This window comes from Streptomyces sp. NPDC096079 (assembly GCF_040303145.1).
In the GTDB taxonomy this organism is placed as follows: domain Bacteria; phylum Actinomycetota; class Actinomycetes; order Streptomycetales; family Streptomycetaceae; genus Streptomyces.
Window position 1 is genome coordinate 389,577 of record NZ_JBEOST010000002.1, and the last position, 18,386, is coordinate 407,962.

Here is an 18,386-nt window from a genome sequence, read left to right on the forward strand (position 1 = left end):
GCACCGGTGAACGATCAGCAGCACCCGTACGACCCGTACTATCCGCAGCCGCAGATCATCGGCTACGACGAGTACGGGCAGCCGGTGTACCAGCAGCAGGCCCAGCAGCAGGCGCCCGCGCAGCAGCACTACGACCCGTACGGCGGACAGCAGCAGGCGTACGGCTACGACCCCTACGCCCAGCAGCCGCAGGCCCAGCCGCCGCAGGCCCAGGACCCCGCCCACACCCCGCAGTACGACCCGTACGGGCAGCAGGGCTACGCCTACCCCTCCTACGACACCGGGCAGCAGTGGGCCGCCCAGGCCGAGCCCGCGCCCACGCCCGCCCAGGCACCCGTCCAGGCGGCGTCGGCGGCCCCTCCGACGCCGGCCGCGCCGGTCGCCGCGCCGGCCGGTGTCCCCGGGCAGCGCCCCGCGTCCGAGCGGCCCGCCCCGCCCCGGCGGGACGAGGACGACCGCGCCTACCGCACCGAACAGTTCTCGTTCATCGAGGAGCCCGACGAGGACTCCGAGGACGTCATCGACTGGCTCAAGTTCACCGAGAGCCGCTCGGAGCGGCGCGAGGAGGCCAGACGGCGCGGCCGCAACCGGATCGTCGCGCTCGCCGTCGTCCTCGCGCTCGCCGTCGCCGGCGGCGTCGGCTACCTCTGGTCCGCCGGCCTGCTCCCCGGCACGTCCGACCCGGAGCGCAAGGGCGGGACCGCGGCGACCGGCCCGCAGCAGCGCGACACGATCGTCGTCCACCTCCACGACCTCAAGAACGGCACCACCTCCACCGCCCTGCTCGTGGACAACACCACCACCCGCCAGGGCACCACGGTCCTCCTCCCCAACTCCGTCGTCGTCGCCGACTCCGAGGGCTCCGGGACCACGCTCGGGAAGTCCGTCGAGGACGACGGCTCCAGCGGCACCCGCGAGGCCATCGGCAACCTGCTCGGGACGAAGATCGCCGGCACCTGGCGCCTGGACACCCCGTACCTGGAGAACCTCGTCGAGTCCGTCAGCGGCATCGAGATCGACACCGACACGGACGTCCCCGACGGCAAGAAGGGCGCCGACCCGCTCGTCAGGAAGGGCGAGAAGCAGACGCTGAACGGCCGCGCCGCCGTCGCCTACGCCACCTACCGGGCACCCGGCGAGGCCGAGGCCGCGCAGCTCCAGCGCTTCGGCCAGGTCATGTACGGGGTGCTGCGCAAGTTCTCCAGCGACCCCGAGGCCGCCACGGTCACCATCGAGACCCTCCAGCAGATCCTCGACCCCTCGCTCCCCGAGAAGGACCTCGGCGCCTCCCTGGCCAAGCTCGCCGAGCACGCCAAGATCGGCGACTACAAGACGGCCCTGCTCCCCGTGGGACAGGACGGCGCACTGACCGAGGCCGCCGGCGACAGCGTGGTCAAGGACATCCTGGGCGGCAAGGTCACCGCCCCCGAGGCGGGCGAGGTGCCCCGCGTCTCGGTCCGGGACGGATCCGGGAAGAAGGCCGCCGAGGCGGCCCGGATCGTCCTGATCAACGGCGGCTACGCCTTCGTGGGCGGCGCCGACGCCCCGTCCCAGGAGGAATCGCAGGTCCTCTACGGCGACGACGCCCAGAAGCCGACGGCGGTCGAGGTGGCCAAGACCCTGGGGCTGCCGGCCGGCTCGGTCGAGAAGGGGAAGCCCTCGGGAACGATCGCGGTCACCGTGATCCTGGGCCGGGACTACAAGGTCCCGGGGGCCCGCTGAGGGGCGCGTGAGGGCGCCCCGGAAAAACGCCGACGGGGCCGTCGGCGGTCCGTGAGACCCTGGAGGGGTACTGGACCGCCGACGAAAGCCTGCTTGTGACCGCCACGGACCGTTCCATCGAGCTCGTCAAGACCGCCGCACAGGCGGCCGCCGACCGGCTCGCGCACGACATCATCGCGTACGACGTCAGTGATGTGCTGTCGATCACCGACGCCTTCCTGCTCGCCTCCGCGCCCAACGACCGCCAGGTCAAGTCGATCGTCGACGAGATCGAGGAGCGGCTGCAGAAGGAGCTCGGCGCCAAGCCGGTCCGCCGTGAGGGCGACCGCGACGCGCGCTGGATCCTGCTGGACTACGTCGACATCGTCGTCCACGTCCAGCACAGCGAGGAGCGGGTCTTCTACGCCCTGGAGCGGCTGTGGAAGGACTGCCCCGAGCTCGACCTGCCCGAGGACGCCCTCAAGACCCGCGGCAAGGCCGCCGAGCACGCCGCGCTGACCGGCGCCGACATCGAGGCCGGCTCGGGCCTTCCCGAAGGACCGGACGGTGAGCTGAGCTGAGCGCCGCCAAGGGCGGCAGCGGCCGTCGCATCGTCCTCTGGCGTCACGGCCAGACCGCATGGAACCTGGAGCGCCGCTTCCAGGGCTCGACCGACATCGAGCTCACGGAGACCGGCGTCGCCCAGGCACGCCGTGCCGCCCGGCTGCTCGCCGCGCTCAAGCCGGACGCCATCGTGGCGTCCGACCTGAAGCGGGCGGCGGCCACCGCCGCCGAGCTCGCCGCGCTCACCGGCCACACCGTCGCGCACGACTCCGCCCTGCGCGAGACGTACGCGGGGGAGTGGCAGGGACTCACCCACGACGAGATCGTCGCGCGGTACGGCGAGCAGTACGCCGCCTGGAAGCGCGGCGAGCCCGTGCGCCGGGGCGGCGGCGAGCTCGAGACCGAGGTGGCCGACCGGGCCGCCCCGGTGGTCCTGGAGCACGCCGACAAGCTCCCCGCGGACGGCACGCTCGTCGTGGTCAGCCACGGCGGCACCATCCGCACCACCATCGGCCGGCTCCTGGGCCTTGAGGCCCGGCACTGGGAGGGCCTGGGCGGGCTCTCCAACTGCTGCTGGTCGGTGCTCGGCCAGGGCGCCCGTGGCTGGCGTCTCCTCGAGCACAACGCGGGCACGCTGCCCGAGCCGGTCCTCGGCGACGACGACTGAGCCCCCCGACCGGCCTGCCGGACCCGGATTTCACTTTCCGGCAGGTCACAGGCTAAAGTTCTTCTTGTTCGCAGCGCGGAGCGCGAAGAACACGAGGGGCTATAGCTCAGTTGGTAGAGCGCCTGCATGGCATGCAGGAGGTCAGGAGTTCAATTCTCCTTAGCTCCACAGTCACCGAATCCCGTCCCCAGCAGGGGGCGGGATTCGTCGTTTCCGTCACGTCCCCGTCTTCGTCCGGCGGAGGATCTCGATGCCCTCCCGGCTCTCCTCGTCGGTCGGCGTGTACGTCACGATCCGGCACTCCGGCATCCCGTTGACCGACAGGGAGACCGACGTCAGCCGGACCTGTCCCACCAGAGGGTGCCGGAAGACCTTCACCCGGGTCCCCGGGGGCACCACGTCACCGCTGCGCCAGAGCCGGGCGAACTCCGGGCTGGCCTCCGCCAGCCGCCGTACGAACTCCTCCCACTCGGGCTCGCCCACATGCCGGCCGTACGCGCCCCGCAGCTGGGCCACCATCAGCGGCAGCTCCCGCTTCCGGTCGACCACCGGGCACGCCGGCCCCGGGAGGCTGAAGAGCGCCCAGAGCACGTTGCGTATGCCGAACGGCCCGGTGTCCAGGCCCGGTCCGTCCTGCATCAGGAGCCGCTCGTACAGGGCGTTGGTCGCGAGCACGTCGTACCGCGTGTTGTAGAGCACCGCCGGGAGCGGGTCCAGGGCGTCGAGGATCCCCTGGATCTCCGTGCTCACCTCCGGGACGTCCGAGGTCGACCGGTCCGGGGCGTACGGCACTTCGGCGAGGTGGTAGAGGTGCTCGCGCTCCGGCCGGTCGAGCCGGAGGGTACGGGCCACCGCGTCGAGGACCTGCGCGGAGGCGTTGATCGGCCGGCCCTGCTCCAGCCAGGTGTACCAGGTGACGCCGACACCCGAGAGCTGGGCGACCTCCTCGCGGCGCAGCCCCGGAGTGCGCCGGCGCAGCCCCGGCGGCATGCCCACGTCCTCCGGGGTCACCCTGGCACGGCGGCTGCGCAGGAACGCGGCCAGTTCAGGGCGTCGCCGCCGATGCGTCGGTGGTGCTGCCACAATCGTCACGCCCCCATGGTCGAGTCCCCGTGCCGCCGCTGCCAGGTGGTGTCAGTACCAGCATCGGCGGGCTCTCGTTACCCGTATCCGATCGGGCTCACGCTCGACGCATGACCTCGACCGCGACACGGCCCGTACCCAGTAAAGACGGTGCCACCGACAAGCGACCCGCCCTGCTGCTCGGAGTGGTGCTCGCCGCCCAGTTCATGGCACTCCTCGACGTCCTCATCGTCAACGTCGCCGCCCCCACCATCCGTACCGAACTCTCCGCGTCCGGAGGCGCGCTCCAGCTCGTCATCGCCGGATACACCATCACCTACGCGGTGTTGCTGATCACCGGAGCCCGCCTCGGCGACCTGCTCGGTCACCGCAGGGCGTATCTCTGCGGGCTCGCCCTGTTCACGGCGGCCTCGCTCGCCTGCGGACTCGCCGCGGACTCCGGCCAGTTGATCGCCTTCCGGCTGGCGCAGGGGGCGGGGTCCGCGCTGATGATCCCTCAGGTGCTGAGCCTCATCCAGCGCAACTTCACGGGCGAGCACCGGGTCAGGGCCCTCAGCGCCTATTCCGCGGTCCTGGCCACCGGTGCGGCCGCCGGGCAGGTCGTCGGTGGCGTCCTGGTGAGCGCCGACCTCTTCGGCGCCGGCTGGCGGCCGGTGTTCCTGGTGAACGTCCCCCTCGGGATCGCGCTGCTCGTCCTCGGCGCCCGGGTGCTGCCCCGCGACGCCCACGCCGGGTCCACGCGTGCGCGTGCCCTCGATCTGCCGGGGCTGCTCCTGCTCGCCGCCGCCGTGTCCCTGCTGACCGTCCCCCTGGTGCTCGGCCAGGAGCAGGACTGGCCGTCGTGGTCCCGGCTCTCCCTCGGCGGCTCACTGGTGCTCGCCGCCGTCTTCGGCGCGTACGAGTCCCGGCTCGCCCGGCGCGGCGGCGCCCCGCTGATCGCCCCGCGCGTGCTGCGCGTCCCCGGGATGGGGCGGGCCGTCCTGTGGATCGCCCTGTCCATGGGCGTCAACGCCGGATTCCTGTTCACCCTGACCCTGCACCTGCAGGGCGGGCTCGGCCACAGCGCCCTGCGCGCCGGACTCACCTTCGGCCCCGCCGCCGTCGCCTTCGGTGCAGTCGGTCTGACCTGGCGGCGCTGGCCGGCCCGGCTCCAGCGCGCGCTGGTCCCGGCCGGGTTCCTGCTCGGGGGCGCGGCGCTGCTCGCGGTCGGGGGACTGCTCGGGGACGGCGGCACCGGCGGCTGGGGCCTCTACCCGGCTCTGGGCGCGTTCGGCGCGGGCGTCTCGCTGGCCTTCAGCCCTGCCCTGACCGGGGCGCTGGCGACCGTGCGCCCCGAGGACGCCGCCGACGCCAGTGGACTGCTCGCCACCGTCACCCAGCTCGGTCAGCTCGTCGGCGTCGCCACGTTCGGCACCCTCTTCCTCGGCCGGTACGCGGGCTCCGGATCCCAGGACTCCGCCGACGCGCTGTGGGCGACCGTCCTCGCACTGGCCGCCGCGTCCGTCGTGGGCGCCCTGGTGGGACCGCCTCGACGATCACGCTGACCCTCTTGCGGGGCCATGGCAGAATCGGACGGCCGGAGGGGGACGAGGATCCGGACGGGAGGGTGACCCAAGTGCTCGGCGACAACGGCAGGGTGTCCTATGGGTGCACGGCCTGCGGCCACAGCTGGAGCTGATTGATGGGTGCACACAGGCGGAAGTGCGACTGGTGCGGCAGCGGCACGCCCATCGTGCGCGACATGGATCCCGTCAACACCGGGTTCCAGTACTGGTGCGAGGAGTGCGCGCGGGCGCTGATCATAAAAGGCGACCCCATCGAGACGTACCGCGAACTCGAGGGGGAGCCGATCTACGGCCGGCTCCTCGACGAGCACTGCACCCTCAAGCGGTTCTACTCGTTCGCCACGGCCTGACGCGCTTCGCCCCGGCCCGAGGCCCGCAGCGTCAGCGCATAGCCCACGAGCAGTGCCGTGGCCGTCAGCGGATAGACCGCCGAGAGCACCATCTGGCCCGCGTTCTGGTCCAGTTCGGGGCGGCCAGGGTCGTGCGGGACCCACCACAGCGCGAACGAGGCGAAGGCCAGGGCCACCGCTCCCGTCACCGGCCACGCGCGCGTGGAGCGGTCCGCGAGCAGGATCAGCAGGGGCACGCACCAGACCCAGTGGTGGGACCAGGAGATCGGGCTGATCATCAGCGCCGTGAACGCGCAGACGACCACGGCCACCGCCTTGTCGCCGCGCACGGCGGCCCGGACCGCGAGAACCATCGCCGCGCCGCCCAGGACGGCCGCCGTCACCGCCCACCACATGCCCGGGTCGTCCGTGTGCATCAGCCGGGCCAGGACCCCGCGGATCGACTGGTTGGCGGTCTCCTCGGCGAAGCCGACCCGGCCGGTCTCGAACAGGGTCTCCGTCCAGAACCGCTTCGAGTCCGCCGGCAGGGCGAGCGCCACGGCCAGCGTCGTACCGAGGAACACCCCGGTCGCCGTCAGCGCCGTGCGCAGCCACTGGTTCATGCGCCGGTCCCGGCGCCACAGCAGCAGACCCGCGGCGAGGAGCAGGACCACGAAGAGCCCCGGTGTGAGCTTCACCGCGGTCGCCAGGCCGATGCCCAGGCCGGCCCAGCGGCTGCCCTCGCGCCGGGTGAGGTCCCAGAGCACCGCCACCGCTATGAGCAGGTTGATCTGGCCGTACCGCAGCGTCGTCCACACCGGCTCGCACCAGACCACGACGGCGGCGACCCAGAGTGTGGTGCGCCACAGGTCCGTGCGGGACAGCGAGGGGCGGACCAGCTGGAGCGACAGCTGGACCAGGGCGACCACCAGGAGCAGGTTCCCCGCGGTGGTGAGCGTGCGCATCAGCGGGACGCCCACCAGGGTCAGCGGGACGAACAGCAGGGCCGCGAAGGGCGGGTAGGTCATGCCGAGGTTCGCCGAGGTGGCGCGCATCGCGTACAGGTCACCGCCCGCCCGGACCGTCTCGCCCTCGGCCCGGTAGACCATCACGTCGAGCATGTTCACGTGGGCGAGGCGTTGCGCCACCCAGAAGGCCGCGAACGAGAGCAGACAGACCGCCGCGGCGGTGGCCAGGGGCCACGGCCGGGCGCGGGTTCGGGAGAGCACGGAGACGGACACAACCGGCGACCCTACCCGGGGCTCCGGACGGGGCGGGGAAACCGATTTGGAGATCTGCCGCGCGGGCCGTTACTGTTCTGTCCGTCGCCGCGAGCGAGATCGAAGCGAGAACCAAGCGAGATCGAAGCCGGGGACGACGCATCGAGGGGCTATAGCTCAGTTGGTAGAGCGCCTGCATGGCATGCAGGAGGTCAGGAGTTCAATTCTCCTTAGCTCCACAGAACGGAAGGGGAGCCATCCGCATCGGATGGCTCGCGCCGGTTCTGCGGTAATCTGAACATTCCCGCGCGCGGGGCTATAGCTCAGTTGGTAGAGCGCCTGCATGGCATGCAGGAGGTCAGGAGTTCAATTCTCCTTAGCTCCACAGAAGAGAAGCGGGCCACCCTGATCAGGGTGGCCCGCTTTTTCGTGTTCTCGCCCCTTCCGCTCCGTGGAACGTCGGTGCGGCCCGATCGGGCCCTGCGGTACCCTGGCGCCATGCGTGCCGTACGCCTCCTGCTTACCGAGCCGCGCTGACCAGTCCCGACGGGTGACAGACATCCCGTCGGAGTCGGCGCGGCATCCCCTCCTGTGCGAGGGGATTTTTCATTTCGGGCAGTTCGTGGCAGTGGGCAGAGACGATCGATGGAGCATCAAGGACCATGACCGAGATCACGACGGCCGCCGAGACGGCGGCCCCTCATCGCTACACGGCGGCCATGGCCGCCGACATCGAGGCACGCTGGCAGGACTTCTGGGACGCCGAAGGCACCTACGAGGCGCCGAACCCCTCCGGTGACCTGGCGGGCGACCCCGCGGTCGCCGCCCTGCCCAAGAAGTTCATCATGGACATGTTCCCGTACCCCTCGGGTGCGGGTCTGCACGTCGGCCACCCGCTCGGCTACATCGCCACGGACGTCTTCGCCCGCCACGCGCGCATGACCGGCCACAACGTGCTGCACACCCTGGGCTTCGACGCCTTCGGCCTGCCGGCCGAGCAGTACGCCGTGCAGACGGGCACGCACCCGCGCGTGTCCACCGAGGCCAACATGGAGAACATGAAGGTCCAGCTGCGCCGGCTGGGCCTGGGCCACGACAAGCGCCGGTCGTTCGCCACGATCGACCCGGAGTACTACAAGTGGACCCAGTGGATCTTCCTGCAGATCTTCAACTCCTGGTACGACGACGAGGCCGAGAAGGCCCGGCCCATCGCCGAGCTGATCGAGCAGTTCGAGAACGGCACGCGTGAGGTCCCCTCCGCGCGCGCGTGGAGCGAGCTGAGCGCCGCCGAGCGCTCCGACGTCCTGGGCGAGTACCGCCTGGCGTACGCCTCCGACGCGCCCGTCAACTGGTGCCCCGGTCTGGGCACCGTCCTGGCCAACGAGGAGGTCACCGCCGACGGCCGCTCCGAGCGCGGCAACTTCCCCGTCTTCAAGGCCAAGCTGCGCCAGTGGAACATGCGGATCACCGCCTACGCGGACCGCCTGCTGGACGACCTGGACGCGCTGGACTGGCCCGAGGCCATCAAGCTGCAGCAGCGGAACTGGATCGGCCGCTCCGAGGGCGCCCGCGTCGACTTCCAGGTCGGCGACACCGGCGCCATCACCGTCTTCACCACCCGCCAGGACACCCTGTTCGGCGCCACCTACATGGTCCTGGCGCCCGAGCACGACCTGGTCGAGAAGATCGTCCCGGCCGCCTGGCCCGAGGGCACCCACGAGGTCTGGACCGGCGGACACGCCACCCCCTCCGAGGCCGTCGACGCCTACCGCAAGCAGGCCGCCTCCAAGTCCGACGTCGAGCGCCAGGCCGAGGCCAAGGACAAGACCGGCGTCTTCACCGGCGCGTACGCCACCAACCCGGTCAGCGGCCAGAAGGTCCCCGTCTTCATCGCCGACTACGTGCTGATGGGCTACGGCACCGGCGCGATCATGGCCGTCCCGGCGCACGACAGCCGTGACTTCGCCTTCGCGCGGGCCTTCGAGCTGCCGATGCGCTGCGTCGTCGAGCCGAGCGACGAGCGCGGCACCGACCCCTCGACCTGGGACGACGCCTTCTCCTCGTACGAGGCGAAGCTCGTCAACTCCGCCGGCGACGACATCTCCCTGGACGGTCTGGGCGTCGTCGACGCCAAGGCGAAGATCACCGCCTGGCTGGCCGACCGCGGCATCGGCGAGGGCACCGTCAACTTCCGCCTGCGCGACTGGCTGTTCAGCCGCCAGCGGTACTGGGGCGAGCCCTTCCCGATCGTCTACGACGAGGACGGCGTCGCGCACTCGCTGCCCGAGTCGATGCTGCCCCTGGAGCTGCCGGAGGTCGAGGACTACTCGCCGCGCACCTTCGACCCGGACGACGCGGACACCCAGCCCGAGACCCCGCTGTCCCGCAACGAGGACTGGGTCAACGTCACCCTGGACCTGGGCGACGGCTCCGGCCCGCGCCGCTACCGGCGCGAGACCAACACCATGCCCAACTGGGCCGGCTCCTGCTGGTACGAGCTGCGCTACCTGGACCCGCACAACGCGGAGAAGCTGGTCGACCCCGCCGTCGAGCAGTACTGGATGGGCCCCCGCGAGGGCATGCCGACCGGTGGCGTCGACCTGTACGTCGGCGGCGCCGAGCACGCCGTGCTGCACCTGCTGTACGCGCGCTTCTGGTCCAAGATGCTGTTCGACCTGGGCCACATCTCCTCGGCCGAGCCGTTCCACAAGCTGTACAACCAGGGCATGATCCAGGCCTTCGTCTACCGGGACGCGCGCGGCATCGCCGTGCCGGCCGCCGAGGTCGAGGAGCGCGACGGCGGCTTCTGGTACCAGGGCGAGAAGGTCAGCCGCGTCCTGGGCAAGATGGGCAAGTCCCTGAAGAACGCGGTCACGCCGGACGAGATCTGCTCCGAGTACGGCGCCGACACCCTGCGCCTGTACGAGATGGCGATGGGTCCGCTGGACGTGTCCCGCCCCTGGGACACGCGCGCGGTGGTCGGCCAGTACCGCCTGCTGCAGCGCCTGTGGCGCAACATCGTCGACGAGGCGACCGGCGAGGTCACCGTCGTCGACACCGCGCCCGACGAGGACGCGCTGCGAGCCCTGCACAAGGCGATCGACGGCGTCGCGCAGGACATGGCCGCGATGCGCTTCAACACCGCCATCGCCAAGATCACCGAGCTGAACAACCACCTGACCAAGTCCGGTGGCGCGATCTCCCGCCCGGTCGCCGAGCAGCTGGTGCTGCTGGTCGCCCCGCTGGCCCCGCACATCGCCGAGGAGCTGTGGCACAAGCTGGGCCACGCCGAGTCGGTCGTCCACCAGGACTTCCCGGTCGCCGACCCGGCGTACGTCGTCGACGAGACCGTGACCTGCGTCGTGCAGATCAAGGGCAAGGTCAAGGCTCGCCTGGAGGTCTCCCCGTCGATCACGGACGCCGACCTGGAGGCGCTGGCGCTGGCCGACCCGCACGTGGTCGCGGCGCTGGGCGACGCGCAGATCCGCAAGGTGATCGTCCGCGCGCCGAAGCTGGTCAACATCGTCGCCGGCTGACACCGGGCTTCCCCTAGGGGGAGCGTAGGGGCAGGTTGAGGGTCCGAAGGGAACCGTCAACCTGCCCCTTCCGTTTACCGTGGAAGAACCACAACCGAGGCCGGAGGGGCGCCCATGGAAGCCACGATTATCACGATCATGGCCCTGCTCTTCTTGTCCTTCGTGGCGCTCGGGGTGTTCGTCACCGTGAAGGTCGCGAAGGCCGCCAAGCGAGGGGTCGACCGCACCATCGACCAGGCCCGGCGCACCGTCGAGGACACCACGCTGCGGGCCAAGAGCCTCGGCCAGCCCGGGACCGCCGGCGAACTGGCCCGGCTGCGGCTCTCGCTGCGCACCTCGATGCGGGCCACCCAGGAAGCGCTGCACGCGGGGGTCGGCGAGGACGCCTCGCTGAAGGAGTCGCTCGACCTGTTCCACCGGCTCAGCGCCCACGGGCTCGAACTGGACGGGGACCTCAAGCGCCTGGAGCGGGAGCCCGACCGGGCGTGGGTCGCCGGCCAGCTGCCCGAACTCGCGGCGCGGACCGAGCGGATCACGGGCTCCGCCGACGCGCTGCGGCGCGCCGCCCGGGACCGGGCCGTGAGGTTCGCGGAGGACGACCTTTCGACGCTCAGCGCGCAGATCGACGTCGAGGCGGGCGCCCTGCGCCACTGGACGACGCCCGAGGCCCCGCAGGGGGCCACGCCGGGCGGCGCGAGGACGGCCGGTGCCGGCGCGGCGACCGACGGCCGGGGACGGCCCGCGGACCAGGCGGGTCCTACGGCCGGTGCGGAGCCCTCCGCGATCACGGGGCCCGATCCCCGGCGGACCGCCTACCCGTGGGAGAAGTCGGCCCGCCCGGAGACCACCACCTGACGGGAGGTGCCGGCCCGTCCGGAGGGCATCACCGGACGGGAGGTACTGCCCGTCTGGAGGGCATCACCTGACGGGGGGGCGTGTAGGCCCGCGCGGAGGGTGTCACCGGACGAGAGGCGTGTAGGCCCGTCCGGAGGCCACCGTATGAGAGGGGTCCGGCCGCGCACGCGTGTCCGGTGGGGGGCCGGGCTGCCGCGCGACAGCCTCGGCGGGTAACCTCCCGCTCATGTCCCGGCATGTCGCGATCGTCACCGATTCCACGGCCTACCTGCCACGCCAGACGAGGGAGCGGCACGCGATCACCACGGTCCCGCTGACCGTCGTCATCGGCGACCGCGCCCTTGAGGAGGGCACCGAGATCTCGGCGAAGGCCCTGGCCGAGGCCCTGCAGAAGCGGCGGCCCGTCACCACCTCGCGGCCGAGCCCCGAGGTCTTCGCGGAGGCCTACCGCGAGGCCGCCGCGGCCGGCGCGAAGGGCGTCGTCTCGCTGCACCTGTCCGCCGAGGTCTCCGGGACCTACGACGCCGCCGTGCTGGCGGCCAAGGACGCTCCCGTGCCGGTACGGGTGGTCGACACCCGCATGGTCGGCATGGCGCTCGGCTTCTGCGCGCTCGCCGCGGCGGAGGTCGCCGAAGCCGGCGGTTCCCTCGACGAGGCCGTCGCGGCGGCGGAGAAGCGCGCCGCGGGCACCTCCGCCTACTTCTACGTCGACACCCTGGACTATCTGCGCAGGGGTGGACGCATCGGCGCCGCGCAGGCGCTGCTCGGCTCCGCGCTCGCGGTGAAGCCGCTCCTCGAACTCGACGGGGGGCGGATCGAACTGCGGGAGAAGGTACGGACGGCCTCGAAGGCGATCGCCCGCCTGGAGGAGATCGCCGTGGAGCGGGCCGGCTCGGGCGCCGTCGACATCGCCGTGCACCACCTCTCCGCACCGGAGCGGGCCGACGCACTCGCGGACCGGCTCGGCGAGCGGGTGCCGGGAGTCGAGGAACTCCAGGTCAGCGAGGTGGGCGCGGTCATCGGCGCCCACACCGGCCCTGGTCTGCTCGCGGTCGTGGTGTCGCCGCGCTGAGCCCGTCCGGCCGCATTCACCCTGTGGCAGGGTGTCGCCCCACAGCCCTGTGTCACCCGTGAGGGTGAGAGAGATTTCCACAGTGGGGCGGTCGTCCACGGAAGACGGCTGAGCTCCGCACGGGCCGACCGTGATCTCTACCGTCACGGACATGACTCTTCGTACACGTATGGCATCGACCACCCGCAGGACCTCGGGCAGGGCGGGCGCTCCGACGAGCGGGCCCGGACGGGCGCCCGGTTCGGACGGGCGCAGTCGCCCCGGAGGGCGCGGCTCGCCTCATGGGCGGGCCCGCGGGCGGACCGGGGCCGGGCGGATCCCCACGGTGCCGGGAGGTGTCGTAAGGAGCCGGGGGGACGCGCTGTTCCCGGCGGTGGGCCCGTCGGCGCCGTCGGTCGCGGCGGGGACCGCTCCGGAGGTGCGGGAGGTGCCGGAGGCGCTGGAGCGGGGGTCTCCGCCAGGCGTACGGGAGCGGTTGGCCGCGCTGCTCCGTGACCGGACGCCGGTGTGGGTGCAGACCAGGTGCGGTCTGGAGCCCAGGGCGCTCGGCGCGCTGACGGTGGTGCTGCTCGTGGCCGCGGGTCTCGCCGGCGGGTACTTCTGGACCGGGCGGCCGGAGCCGGTGCGCGCTCCCGAACTCGTCCGCGCGGCCGCTCCGATGGCCGCGGCGCCCGTGCCGACACCGGGGGCCGACTCGGTGGGAGGTCCAGGGGTCGGCTCGGGAGCGGGTGCGGGGGCTTCCTCGGCCGCTTCCGGGGCGCGGGTCGTCGTGGACATCGGCGGCAAGGTGCGCAGGCCCGGGGTGCTGACCCTGCCCGCCGGGTCGCGGGTGGCGGACGCCCTGCGGGCGGCCGGCGGGGCCGAGTCCGGGGCGGATCTCACCGGGATCAACCGGGCGCGTGTGCTGTTCGACGGCGAGCAGGTCCTGGTCGGGCTTCCCGGGGCGCCTCCGGGCGCCCCAGGTCCTGGCGGGGGTGCCGCGGGCGGTGCGCCGGGGGCCCCGCTGAGCCTCAACACGGCCACGGTGGAGCAGCTCGACGGCCTCCCGGGGGTGGGGCCCGTCCTCGCCCGGCACATCGTCGACCACAGGACGGAGCACGGCGGCTTCCGGTCGGTCGCGGAGCTGCGGGAGGTCGACGGCATCGGGGAGCGCAGGTTCGCCGATCTCGAACCGCTGGTCCGGCCGTGAAGTCCGACGAGGGGCCCGCGGACCTCCGGCTCGTGCCGCTCGCGGTGGCGGCCTGGGCGGCGGCGGCCTGGGCCGTGGGGGTCGCCGGGTGGTGGGCGGTGTCCGCTGTCGTGGTCTGCGGGGTGGTGGCGCTGGTGCTGGTGACGCGGGTGTCGGTCCGGGGGCGAGGAGACCCGGGGGACGGCCCGGGAGCCGCCGCTCCGAAGGACGCGGCAGGGTGGCGGCTGAGGGCGACCGCGTGGGCCGGGGTGCTGCTCTGCGCGGCGGCCGGGGTCGCCTCGGCGGGGCTGCACGCGGCGGACCTCCGAAGGGGACCCGTGCCGGAGCTGGCGCGGGAGTACGCGCGGGCGCGGCTGGAGGTGGCGGTGACCTCCGATCCGCGGCTGACCCGGCCCAAGGTGCGGGGCAGCGCGATGGCACCGGTCGCGATCGTCCTGGACGGTGAGGTGACGAGGGTCGAGCGGTCGGACGGCTCGGTGCACCGGACCCGGGCGCCGGTCCTGCTGATCGTTCCGTCGGGGGAGGGCCGGGAGGAGTGGCTGCGGCTCCTGCCGACGACACGGCTGCTGGTGGCCGGGCGGCTCGCACCGCCGCTGCGGCCCGGTGAGCCCTTCGCGGCGGTCCTCAAGGCCGGCGGGGCCGGGCCACCGCGGATCCTCGGCCCGCCGAGCGCGCTGCAACGGACGGCGGGGGAGCTGCGGGCCGGGCTGCGGAGGGCGACCGAGGGGCTCGATCCGGACGCGCGGGCCCTGCTGCCCGGACTGGTCGTCGGGGACACCTCGCGGATCGGTCCCGACCTGCGGGACGCGTTCGAGGCGACCGACCTCACGCACCTCCTCGCGGTCTCCGGGAGCAACCTCACGATCGTGCTGCTCCTGCTGATCGGGCGGCCGGGGCGGGCGCACCAGGTGGAGCGGGGCGGGCTGGCGCCACGGCTCGGGCTGTCGCTGCGGGCCACGGCGCTGGCGGGGGGAGGGCTGACGCTCGCGTTCGTGATCGTCTGCCGTCCCGATCCCAGCGTGCTGCGCGCCGCGGCCTGCGGTCTGGTCGCCTTGCTGGCGATCGGTACCGGACGCCGGAGATCGCTGATCCCCGCGCTGGCGGCGGTCGTTCTGCTCTTGGTGCTCTACGACCCCTGGCTCGCGCGGAGTTACGGCTTCCTGCTGTCGGTCCTGGCGACCGGGGCGCTGCTGACGATCGCCCCGCGCTGGAGCGAGGCGCTGCGGCGGCGCCGAGTGCCCGGCGGGTTGGCGGAGGCGCTGGGCGCGGCCCTGGCGGCGCAGGCGGTGTGCGCGCCGGTCGTGGTGGTGTTCGCCGCCCGGGTGAGCCTGGTCTCCGTCCCGGCGAACCTCTTCGCCGAACTCGCGGTGGCGCCGGCGACGGTCTGCGGGTTCGCCGCGCTCGCCCTGGCGGCGGTCTGGGCGCCCGCGGCGGAGGGCCTCGCGTGGGTGGCGAGCTGGCCGGTCGGGTGGATCGCGTGGGTGGCTCGGACGGGCGCCGCGTTCCCGGGGGCCGAGCTGGCCTGGCCCGGCGGGTGGTGGGGAGGTCTCGCGCTGGCGCTGCTCACGGCGCTGGTGGTCCTCGGGGGGCGCAGGCTGCCGCACCGGGGCGCGGTCGGCGCGGTCGCCGCCGCTCTGCTCCTGCTCGCGGTGGTGCGGCCGGTGCCGCTGGCCCGCTGGGTGACGGGGTGGCCGCCGCCGGGCTGGGTGTTCGCGATGTGCCAGGTGGGGCAGGGGGACGCGACCGTGCTCGCGGCGGGCGGGGACTCGGCCGTCGTGGTGGACGCGGGCCCCGATCCGGTGCCGGTGGATCGTTGTCTGCGTGAGTTGGGGGTGCGGCGGGTGCCGTTGCTGGTCCTCACCCACTTCCACGCGGACCATGTGGCCGGGCTTCCCGGGGTGCTGCGGGGGAGGGAGGTGGGGGCGATCCAGACCACGGGGCTCGAAGAGCCGCCCGGACAGGCGGCGTTCGTGCGGCGGACGGCGGCTGCCGCCGGGGTGCCGTTGGTCCGGGCGTGGGCGGGGGAGCGGCGGAGGATCGGGGTCCTGGAGTGGCGGGTGCTGTGGCCGGGGGCCGGCGTCGAGGAGAGCCCGGTCAACGGGGGGTCGGGTTTGCGGGTGGCCTCGGGTTCCGGGGGGTCGGGTTCGCGGGTGGCCTCGACGTTCGGGGCATCGTCGGACTCGGCGTCCGGGGCGGCGTGGGAAGGGCCCAACGATGCCAGTGTGACGCTGCTCGTCCGTGCCGCGGGAGGGCTGAGCCTGTTGCTGCTGGGGGACCTGGAGCCGCCGGCCCAGCGGGCGCTGGCGCGGGCGCATCCGGAGCTGGGGGCGGTGGATGTCCTCAAGGTGGCCCATCACGGTTCCGCGTACCAGGACCCGGGACTGATACGGGCCGTGCGGCCGAGGCTCGCGCTGGTGTCGGCCGGGCGCGACAACCCGTACGGGCATCCCTCGCCCCGGACGCTGGAGGCGCTGAGGGCGGGTGGGGCGAGGGTGCTGCGGACGGACCGGGACGGGGCCGTCGCGGTGGTGGGGGCGGGCAGAGGGCTGGTGGCCGTACCGGAAGGGGGATGAGGGGAAACGGTGAGGGCGCGGGCGGAGAATCCTTGTAAAGAAGTCTTTCTAAAGATACCTTTACATCATGCCGGAGATCAGCGAACCCCAACCCGAGGGCGAGCAGCCCCGCAGCATCCGACTCACCGACCCGCGCGCCCTGCGGGCCTACGCCCATCCGCTGCGGATGACGCTGGTCGGACTGCTGCGGAGCAGCGGGCCCTTCACCGCGACCCGGGCCGCCGAGCTGACCGGCGAATCGGTGGCCAGCTGCTCGTACCACCTGCGGATACTCGCCAAGTACGGGCTGGTGGAGGAGGCGTCCGGCGGCCGGGGGCGGGAGAAGCCCTGGCGGGCCACGGCCCGGTACACGGAGTGGCCCGACCACAGCGAGGACGCGGCGGTGGCCGAGGCGGCCGACGCGCTCACCATGGCCGTCGTCGAGCGCTACTTCGCCCGGGTCACCCAGGCCATGGAGAACCGGCACCGGCTGCCGAGGGAGTGGCGGGAGGCCGGGGAGTTCGGCGACTCCCTGCTCTACCTCACCCCCGAGGAGCTGGCCGGCCTCGGGCAGCGGATCGGCGAACTGCTCCGTCCCTACGAGGCGCGCGCCTCCGACCCGTCCCTCAGGCCGCGGGGCACGCGACCCGTCAGCATCCTGCGGATCGCCTACCTGGACCAGGGCATCCCCGACCAGGACATCCCCGACCAGGACATCCATGACCAGGACATCCCCGACCACGGCATCACCGACAGCGAAGAGGAGTGAGGGAATGGCCCTCGTGGAACGCATACCGGCACTGCTGCGCGAGCGGACCTTCCGCCGCTACTGGACCGGGCAGACGGTGTCCCTCGCCGGGGACCAGATCTCGCTCATCGCGATCCCGCTCGCGGCCGTTCTGGTCCTCGGCGCGGACGCCACGGCGATGGGCCTGCTCAGGACCGCGGAACTCCTGCCCGCCCTGCTGCTCAACCTGCCGCTCGGCGCCTGGGCCGACCGGCGGACGAGCCGCAGGCGCGCCATGGTCGCGGCCGACGTCGGACGGGCGGCCTTGATGCTGACCCTCCCCGTCGCGTACGCGCTCGACGTGCTGACGCTCGGTCAGCTGTACGCGGTGGCCTTCGGGATCGGCGCGCTCACCGTGCTCTTCGACGTCTGCAACACCACGCTGTTCGTCGCGCTCGTCCCCACCGAGCGCTACGTCCAGGCGAACGCGCTGGTCAACGGCAGCCGATCGATGGCCTGGCTCGCCGGTCCCGGTGTCGGGGGCGTGCTGGTGCAGTTCCTGACCGCGCCGTTCGCGCTGGTCGCGGACGCCGTCACCTATCTGGTCTCCGCCGGCTACCTGGCCCGGATCAAGCCGGTCGAACCCGCGCCGGCACCCGTGGCCAAGGGGCACTTCACGGAGGGGCTGCGCTGGCTGGTCCGGGAGCGTTCGATGCGGGCCCTCTTCGCGGCCTCCGGCACGGTCCAGTTCTTCAACCTCATGTTCGGCACGCTGTTCGTGCTCTACGCGACCACGGAACTCGGCATCGGCGCGGGCCTGCTCGGCCTCGTGCTCGCGGCCGGAGCCGTGGGCGGTCTCCTCGGGGCCCTGTGGAGCGGCGCGGTCGTCCGCCGGATCGGGATCGGGGGCTCGCTCGTCGTCGGTTTCCTCGGCTTCACGGCGCCGCTGATCCTGGTACCCCTGGCGGGCGGGCCGCTTCCCCTGGTGGTGGGCGTGCTCTTCGTCGCGGAGTTCCTCTCCTGCCTCGGCGTGATGATCGTGGACATCGCGGCGGGATCGTTCCAGATGGCGGCGATACCCGACGCCGTGCGGGCGAGGGTCATGGGCGCCTTCCGCACGCTCAACCACGGCTTCCGCCCGCTCGGCGCGCTCGTCGGCGGCCTGCTCGGCACCGCCATCGGGCTGCGGCCCACGCTGTGGATCGCCACCGTCGGGGCCGTCCTCGCCGTGCTGTGGCTGCTGCCCTCGCCGCTGGCCAGGATGCGGGAACTCCCCGTGAGGGAGGGCGAGTCCGTGCCCGTCGGATGAGAGACGGGGGCGAGGGG

Annotated in this window: 14 protein-coding genes and 3 tRNA genes; 15 read left to right on the plus strand and 2 right to left on the minus strand. The window is 72.9% G+C overall.

What is annotated here, in order from left to right; translation table 11 throughout:
* Window positions 1-6: 6 nt before the first annotated feature.
* The 4 genes from ABTY59_RS05665 to ABTY59_RS05680 all read left to right on the plus strand — a co-directional run bounded on the left by ABTY59_RS05665 (window position 7) and on the right by ABTY59_RS05680 (window position 3,100).
* Window positions 7-1,722: an LCP family protein gene (locus ABTY59_RS05665; RefSeq protein ID WP_352017616.1), complete on the plus strand. Its 1,716-nt coding sequence runs from the start codon at window positions 7-9 to the stop codon at window positions 1,720-1,722.
* A gap of 95 nt (window positions 1,723-1,817) precedes the next feature.
* Complete coding sequence (rsfS, locus tag ABTY59_RS05670; RefSeq protein WP_041129201.1) at window positions 1,818-2,282, plus strand: ribosome silencing factor; 465 nt, start codon at window positions 1,818-1,820, stop codon at window positions 2,280-2,282.
* A complete protein-coding gene (locus ABTY59_RS05675; protein ID WP_352017923.1) occupies window positions 2,279-2,932 on the plus strand; it encodes a histidine phosphatase family protein in 654 nt (217 codons plus the stop codon). The genes rsfS and ABTY59_RS05675 overlap by 4 nt, the downstream gene beginning before the upstream one ends.
* A 95-nt stretch (window positions 2,933-3,027) precedes the next feature.
* Window positions 3,028-3,100 (plus strand) — tRNA-Ala (locus ABTY59_RS05680).
* 48 nt (window positions 3,101-3,148) lie between these two features.
* Here ABTY59_RS05680 and ABTY59_RS05685 read toward each other — a convergent pair.
* A complete protein-coding gene (locus tag ABTY59_RS05685; RefSeq protein ID WP_352017617.1) occupies window positions 3,149-4,024 on the minus strand; it encodes a helix-turn-helix transcriptional regulator in 876 nt (291 codons plus the stop codon).
* Window positions 4,025-4,125: 101 nt separating this feature from the next.
* On the opposite strand from ABTY59_RS05685, the gene ABTY59_RS05690 reads away from it, so the two are divergent.
* Together ABTY59_RS05690 and ABTY59_RS05695 are read left to right on the plus strand one after the other, a co-directional pair.
* Window positions 4,126-5,559: an MFS transporter gene (locus tag ABTY59_RS05690; protein ID WP_352017618.1), complete on the plus strand. Its 1,434-nt coding sequence runs from the start codon at window positions 4,126-4,128 to the stop codon at window positions 5,557-5,559.
* A 137-nt stretch (window positions 5,560-5,696) separates the two neighbouring features.
* Window positions 5,697-5,930 carry a hypothetical protein gene (locus tag ABTY59_RS05695; protein WP_017239283.1) on the plus strand — a complete coding sequence of 78 codons (234 nt, stop codon included), beginning with the start codon at window positions 5,697-5,699 and terminating at the stop codon, window positions 5,928-5,930.
* Here ABTY59_RS05695 and ABTY59_RS05700 read toward each other — a convergent pair.
* Complete coding sequence (locus ABTY59_RS05700; protein ID WP_352017619.1) at window positions 5,909-7,150, minus strand: glycosyltransferase 87 family protein; 1,242 nt, start codon at window positions 7,148-7,150, stop codon at window positions 5,909-5,911. The genes ABTY59_RS05695 and ABTY59_RS05700 overlap by 22 nt on opposite strands.
* A 145-nt stretch (window positions 7,151-7,295) precedes the next feature.
* Here ABTY59_RS05700 and ABTY59_RS05705 point away from each other — a divergent pair.
* The 9 genes from ABTY59_RS05705 to ABTY59_RS05745 all read left to right on the plus strand — a co-directional run bounded on the left by ABTY59_RS05705 (window position 7,296) and on the right by ABTY59_RS05745 (window position 18,369).
* Window positions 7,296-7,368, plus strand: a tRNA-Ala gene (locus tag ABTY59_RS05705).
* A gap of 73 nt (window positions 7,369-7,441) precedes the next feature.
* Window positions 7,442-7,514 (plus strand) — tRNA-Ala (locus ABTY59_RS05710).
* Between the two features lie 277 nt (window positions 7,515-7,791).
* A complete protein-coding gene (gene leuS, locus ABTY59_RS05715) occupies window positions 7,792-10,665 on the plus strand; it encodes a leucine--tRNA ligase (RefSeq protein WP_352017620.1) in 2,874 nt (957 codons plus the stop codon).
* A 114-nt stretch (window positions 10,666-10,779) separates the two neighbouring features.
* Window positions 10,780-11,520, plus strand: coding sequence for a hypothetical protein (locus tag ABTY59_RS05720; RefSeq protein WP_352017621.1), 741 nt, complete (start codon window positions 10,780-10,782; stop codon window positions 11,518-11,520).
* 226 nt (window positions 11,521-11,746) lie between these two features.
* A complete protein-coding gene (locus ABTY59_RS05725) occupies window positions 11,747-12,592 on the plus strand; it encodes a DegV family protein (RefSeq protein WP_352017622.1) in 846 nt (281 codons plus the stop codon).
* Between the two features lie 427 nt (window positions 12,593-13,019).
* Window positions 13,020-13,781, plus strand: coding sequence for a ComEA family DNA-binding protein (locus ABTY59_RS05730; protein ID WP_502995331.1), 762 nt, complete (start codon window positions 13,020-13,022; stop codon window positions 13,779-13,781).
* Complete coding sequence (locus ABTY59_RS05735; protein WP_352017624.1) at window positions 13,778-16,354, plus strand: ComEC/Rec2 family competence protein; 2,577 nt, start codon at window positions 13,778-13,780, stop codon at window positions 16,352-16,354. The genes ABTY59_RS05730 and ABTY59_RS05735 overlap by 4 nt, the downstream gene beginning before the upstream one ends.
* A 67-nt stretch (window positions 16,355-16,421) precedes the next feature.
* Window positions 16,422-17,102: a winged helix-turn-helix domain-containing protein gene (locus tag ABTY59_RS05740; RefSeq protein WP_352017625.1), complete on the plus strand. Its 681-nt coding sequence runs from the start codon at window positions 16,422-16,424 to the stop codon at window positions 17,100-17,102.
* Window positions 17,103-17,106: 4 nt separating this feature from the next.
* A complete protein-coding gene (locus tag ABTY59_RS05745) occupies window positions 17,107-18,369 on the plus strand; it encodes an MFS transporter (protein ID WP_352017626.1) in 1,263 nt (420 codons plus the stop codon).
* Window positions 18,370-18,386: the final 17 nt, after the last annotated feature.

Excerpts from the sequence above, each read along its gene's own strand:
- ABTY59_RS05725 (WP_352017622.1), top strand. The coding sequence starts at position 11,747 with ATGTCCCGGCATGTCGCGATCGTCACCGATTCCACGGCCTACCTGCCA.
- ABTY59_RS05745 (WP_352017626.1), top strand. The coding sequence starts at position 17,107 with ATGGCCCTCGTGGAACGCATACCGGCACTGCTGCGCGAGCGGACCTTC.
- ABTY59_RS05740 (WP_352017625.1), top strand. The coding sequence starts at position 16,422 with ATGCCGGAGATCAGCGAACCCCAACCCGAGGGCGAGCAGCCCCGCAGC.
- ABTY59_RS05720 (WP_352017621.1), top strand. The coding sequence starts at position 10,780 with ATGGAAGCCACGATTATCACGATCATGGCCCTGCTCTTCTTGTCCTTC.
- ABTY59_RS05695 (WP_017239283.1), top strand. The coding sequence starts at position 5,697 with ATGGGTGCACACAGGCGGAAGTGCGACTGGTGCGGCAGCGGCACGCCC.
- leuS (WP_352017620.1), top strand. The coding sequence starts at position 7,792 with ATGACCGAGATCACGACGGCCGCCGAGACGGCGGCCCCTCATCGCTAC.
- ABTY59_RS05690 (WP_352017618.1), top strand. The coding sequence starts at position 4,126 with ATGACCTCGACCGCGACACGGCCCGTACCCAGTAAAGACGGTGCCACC.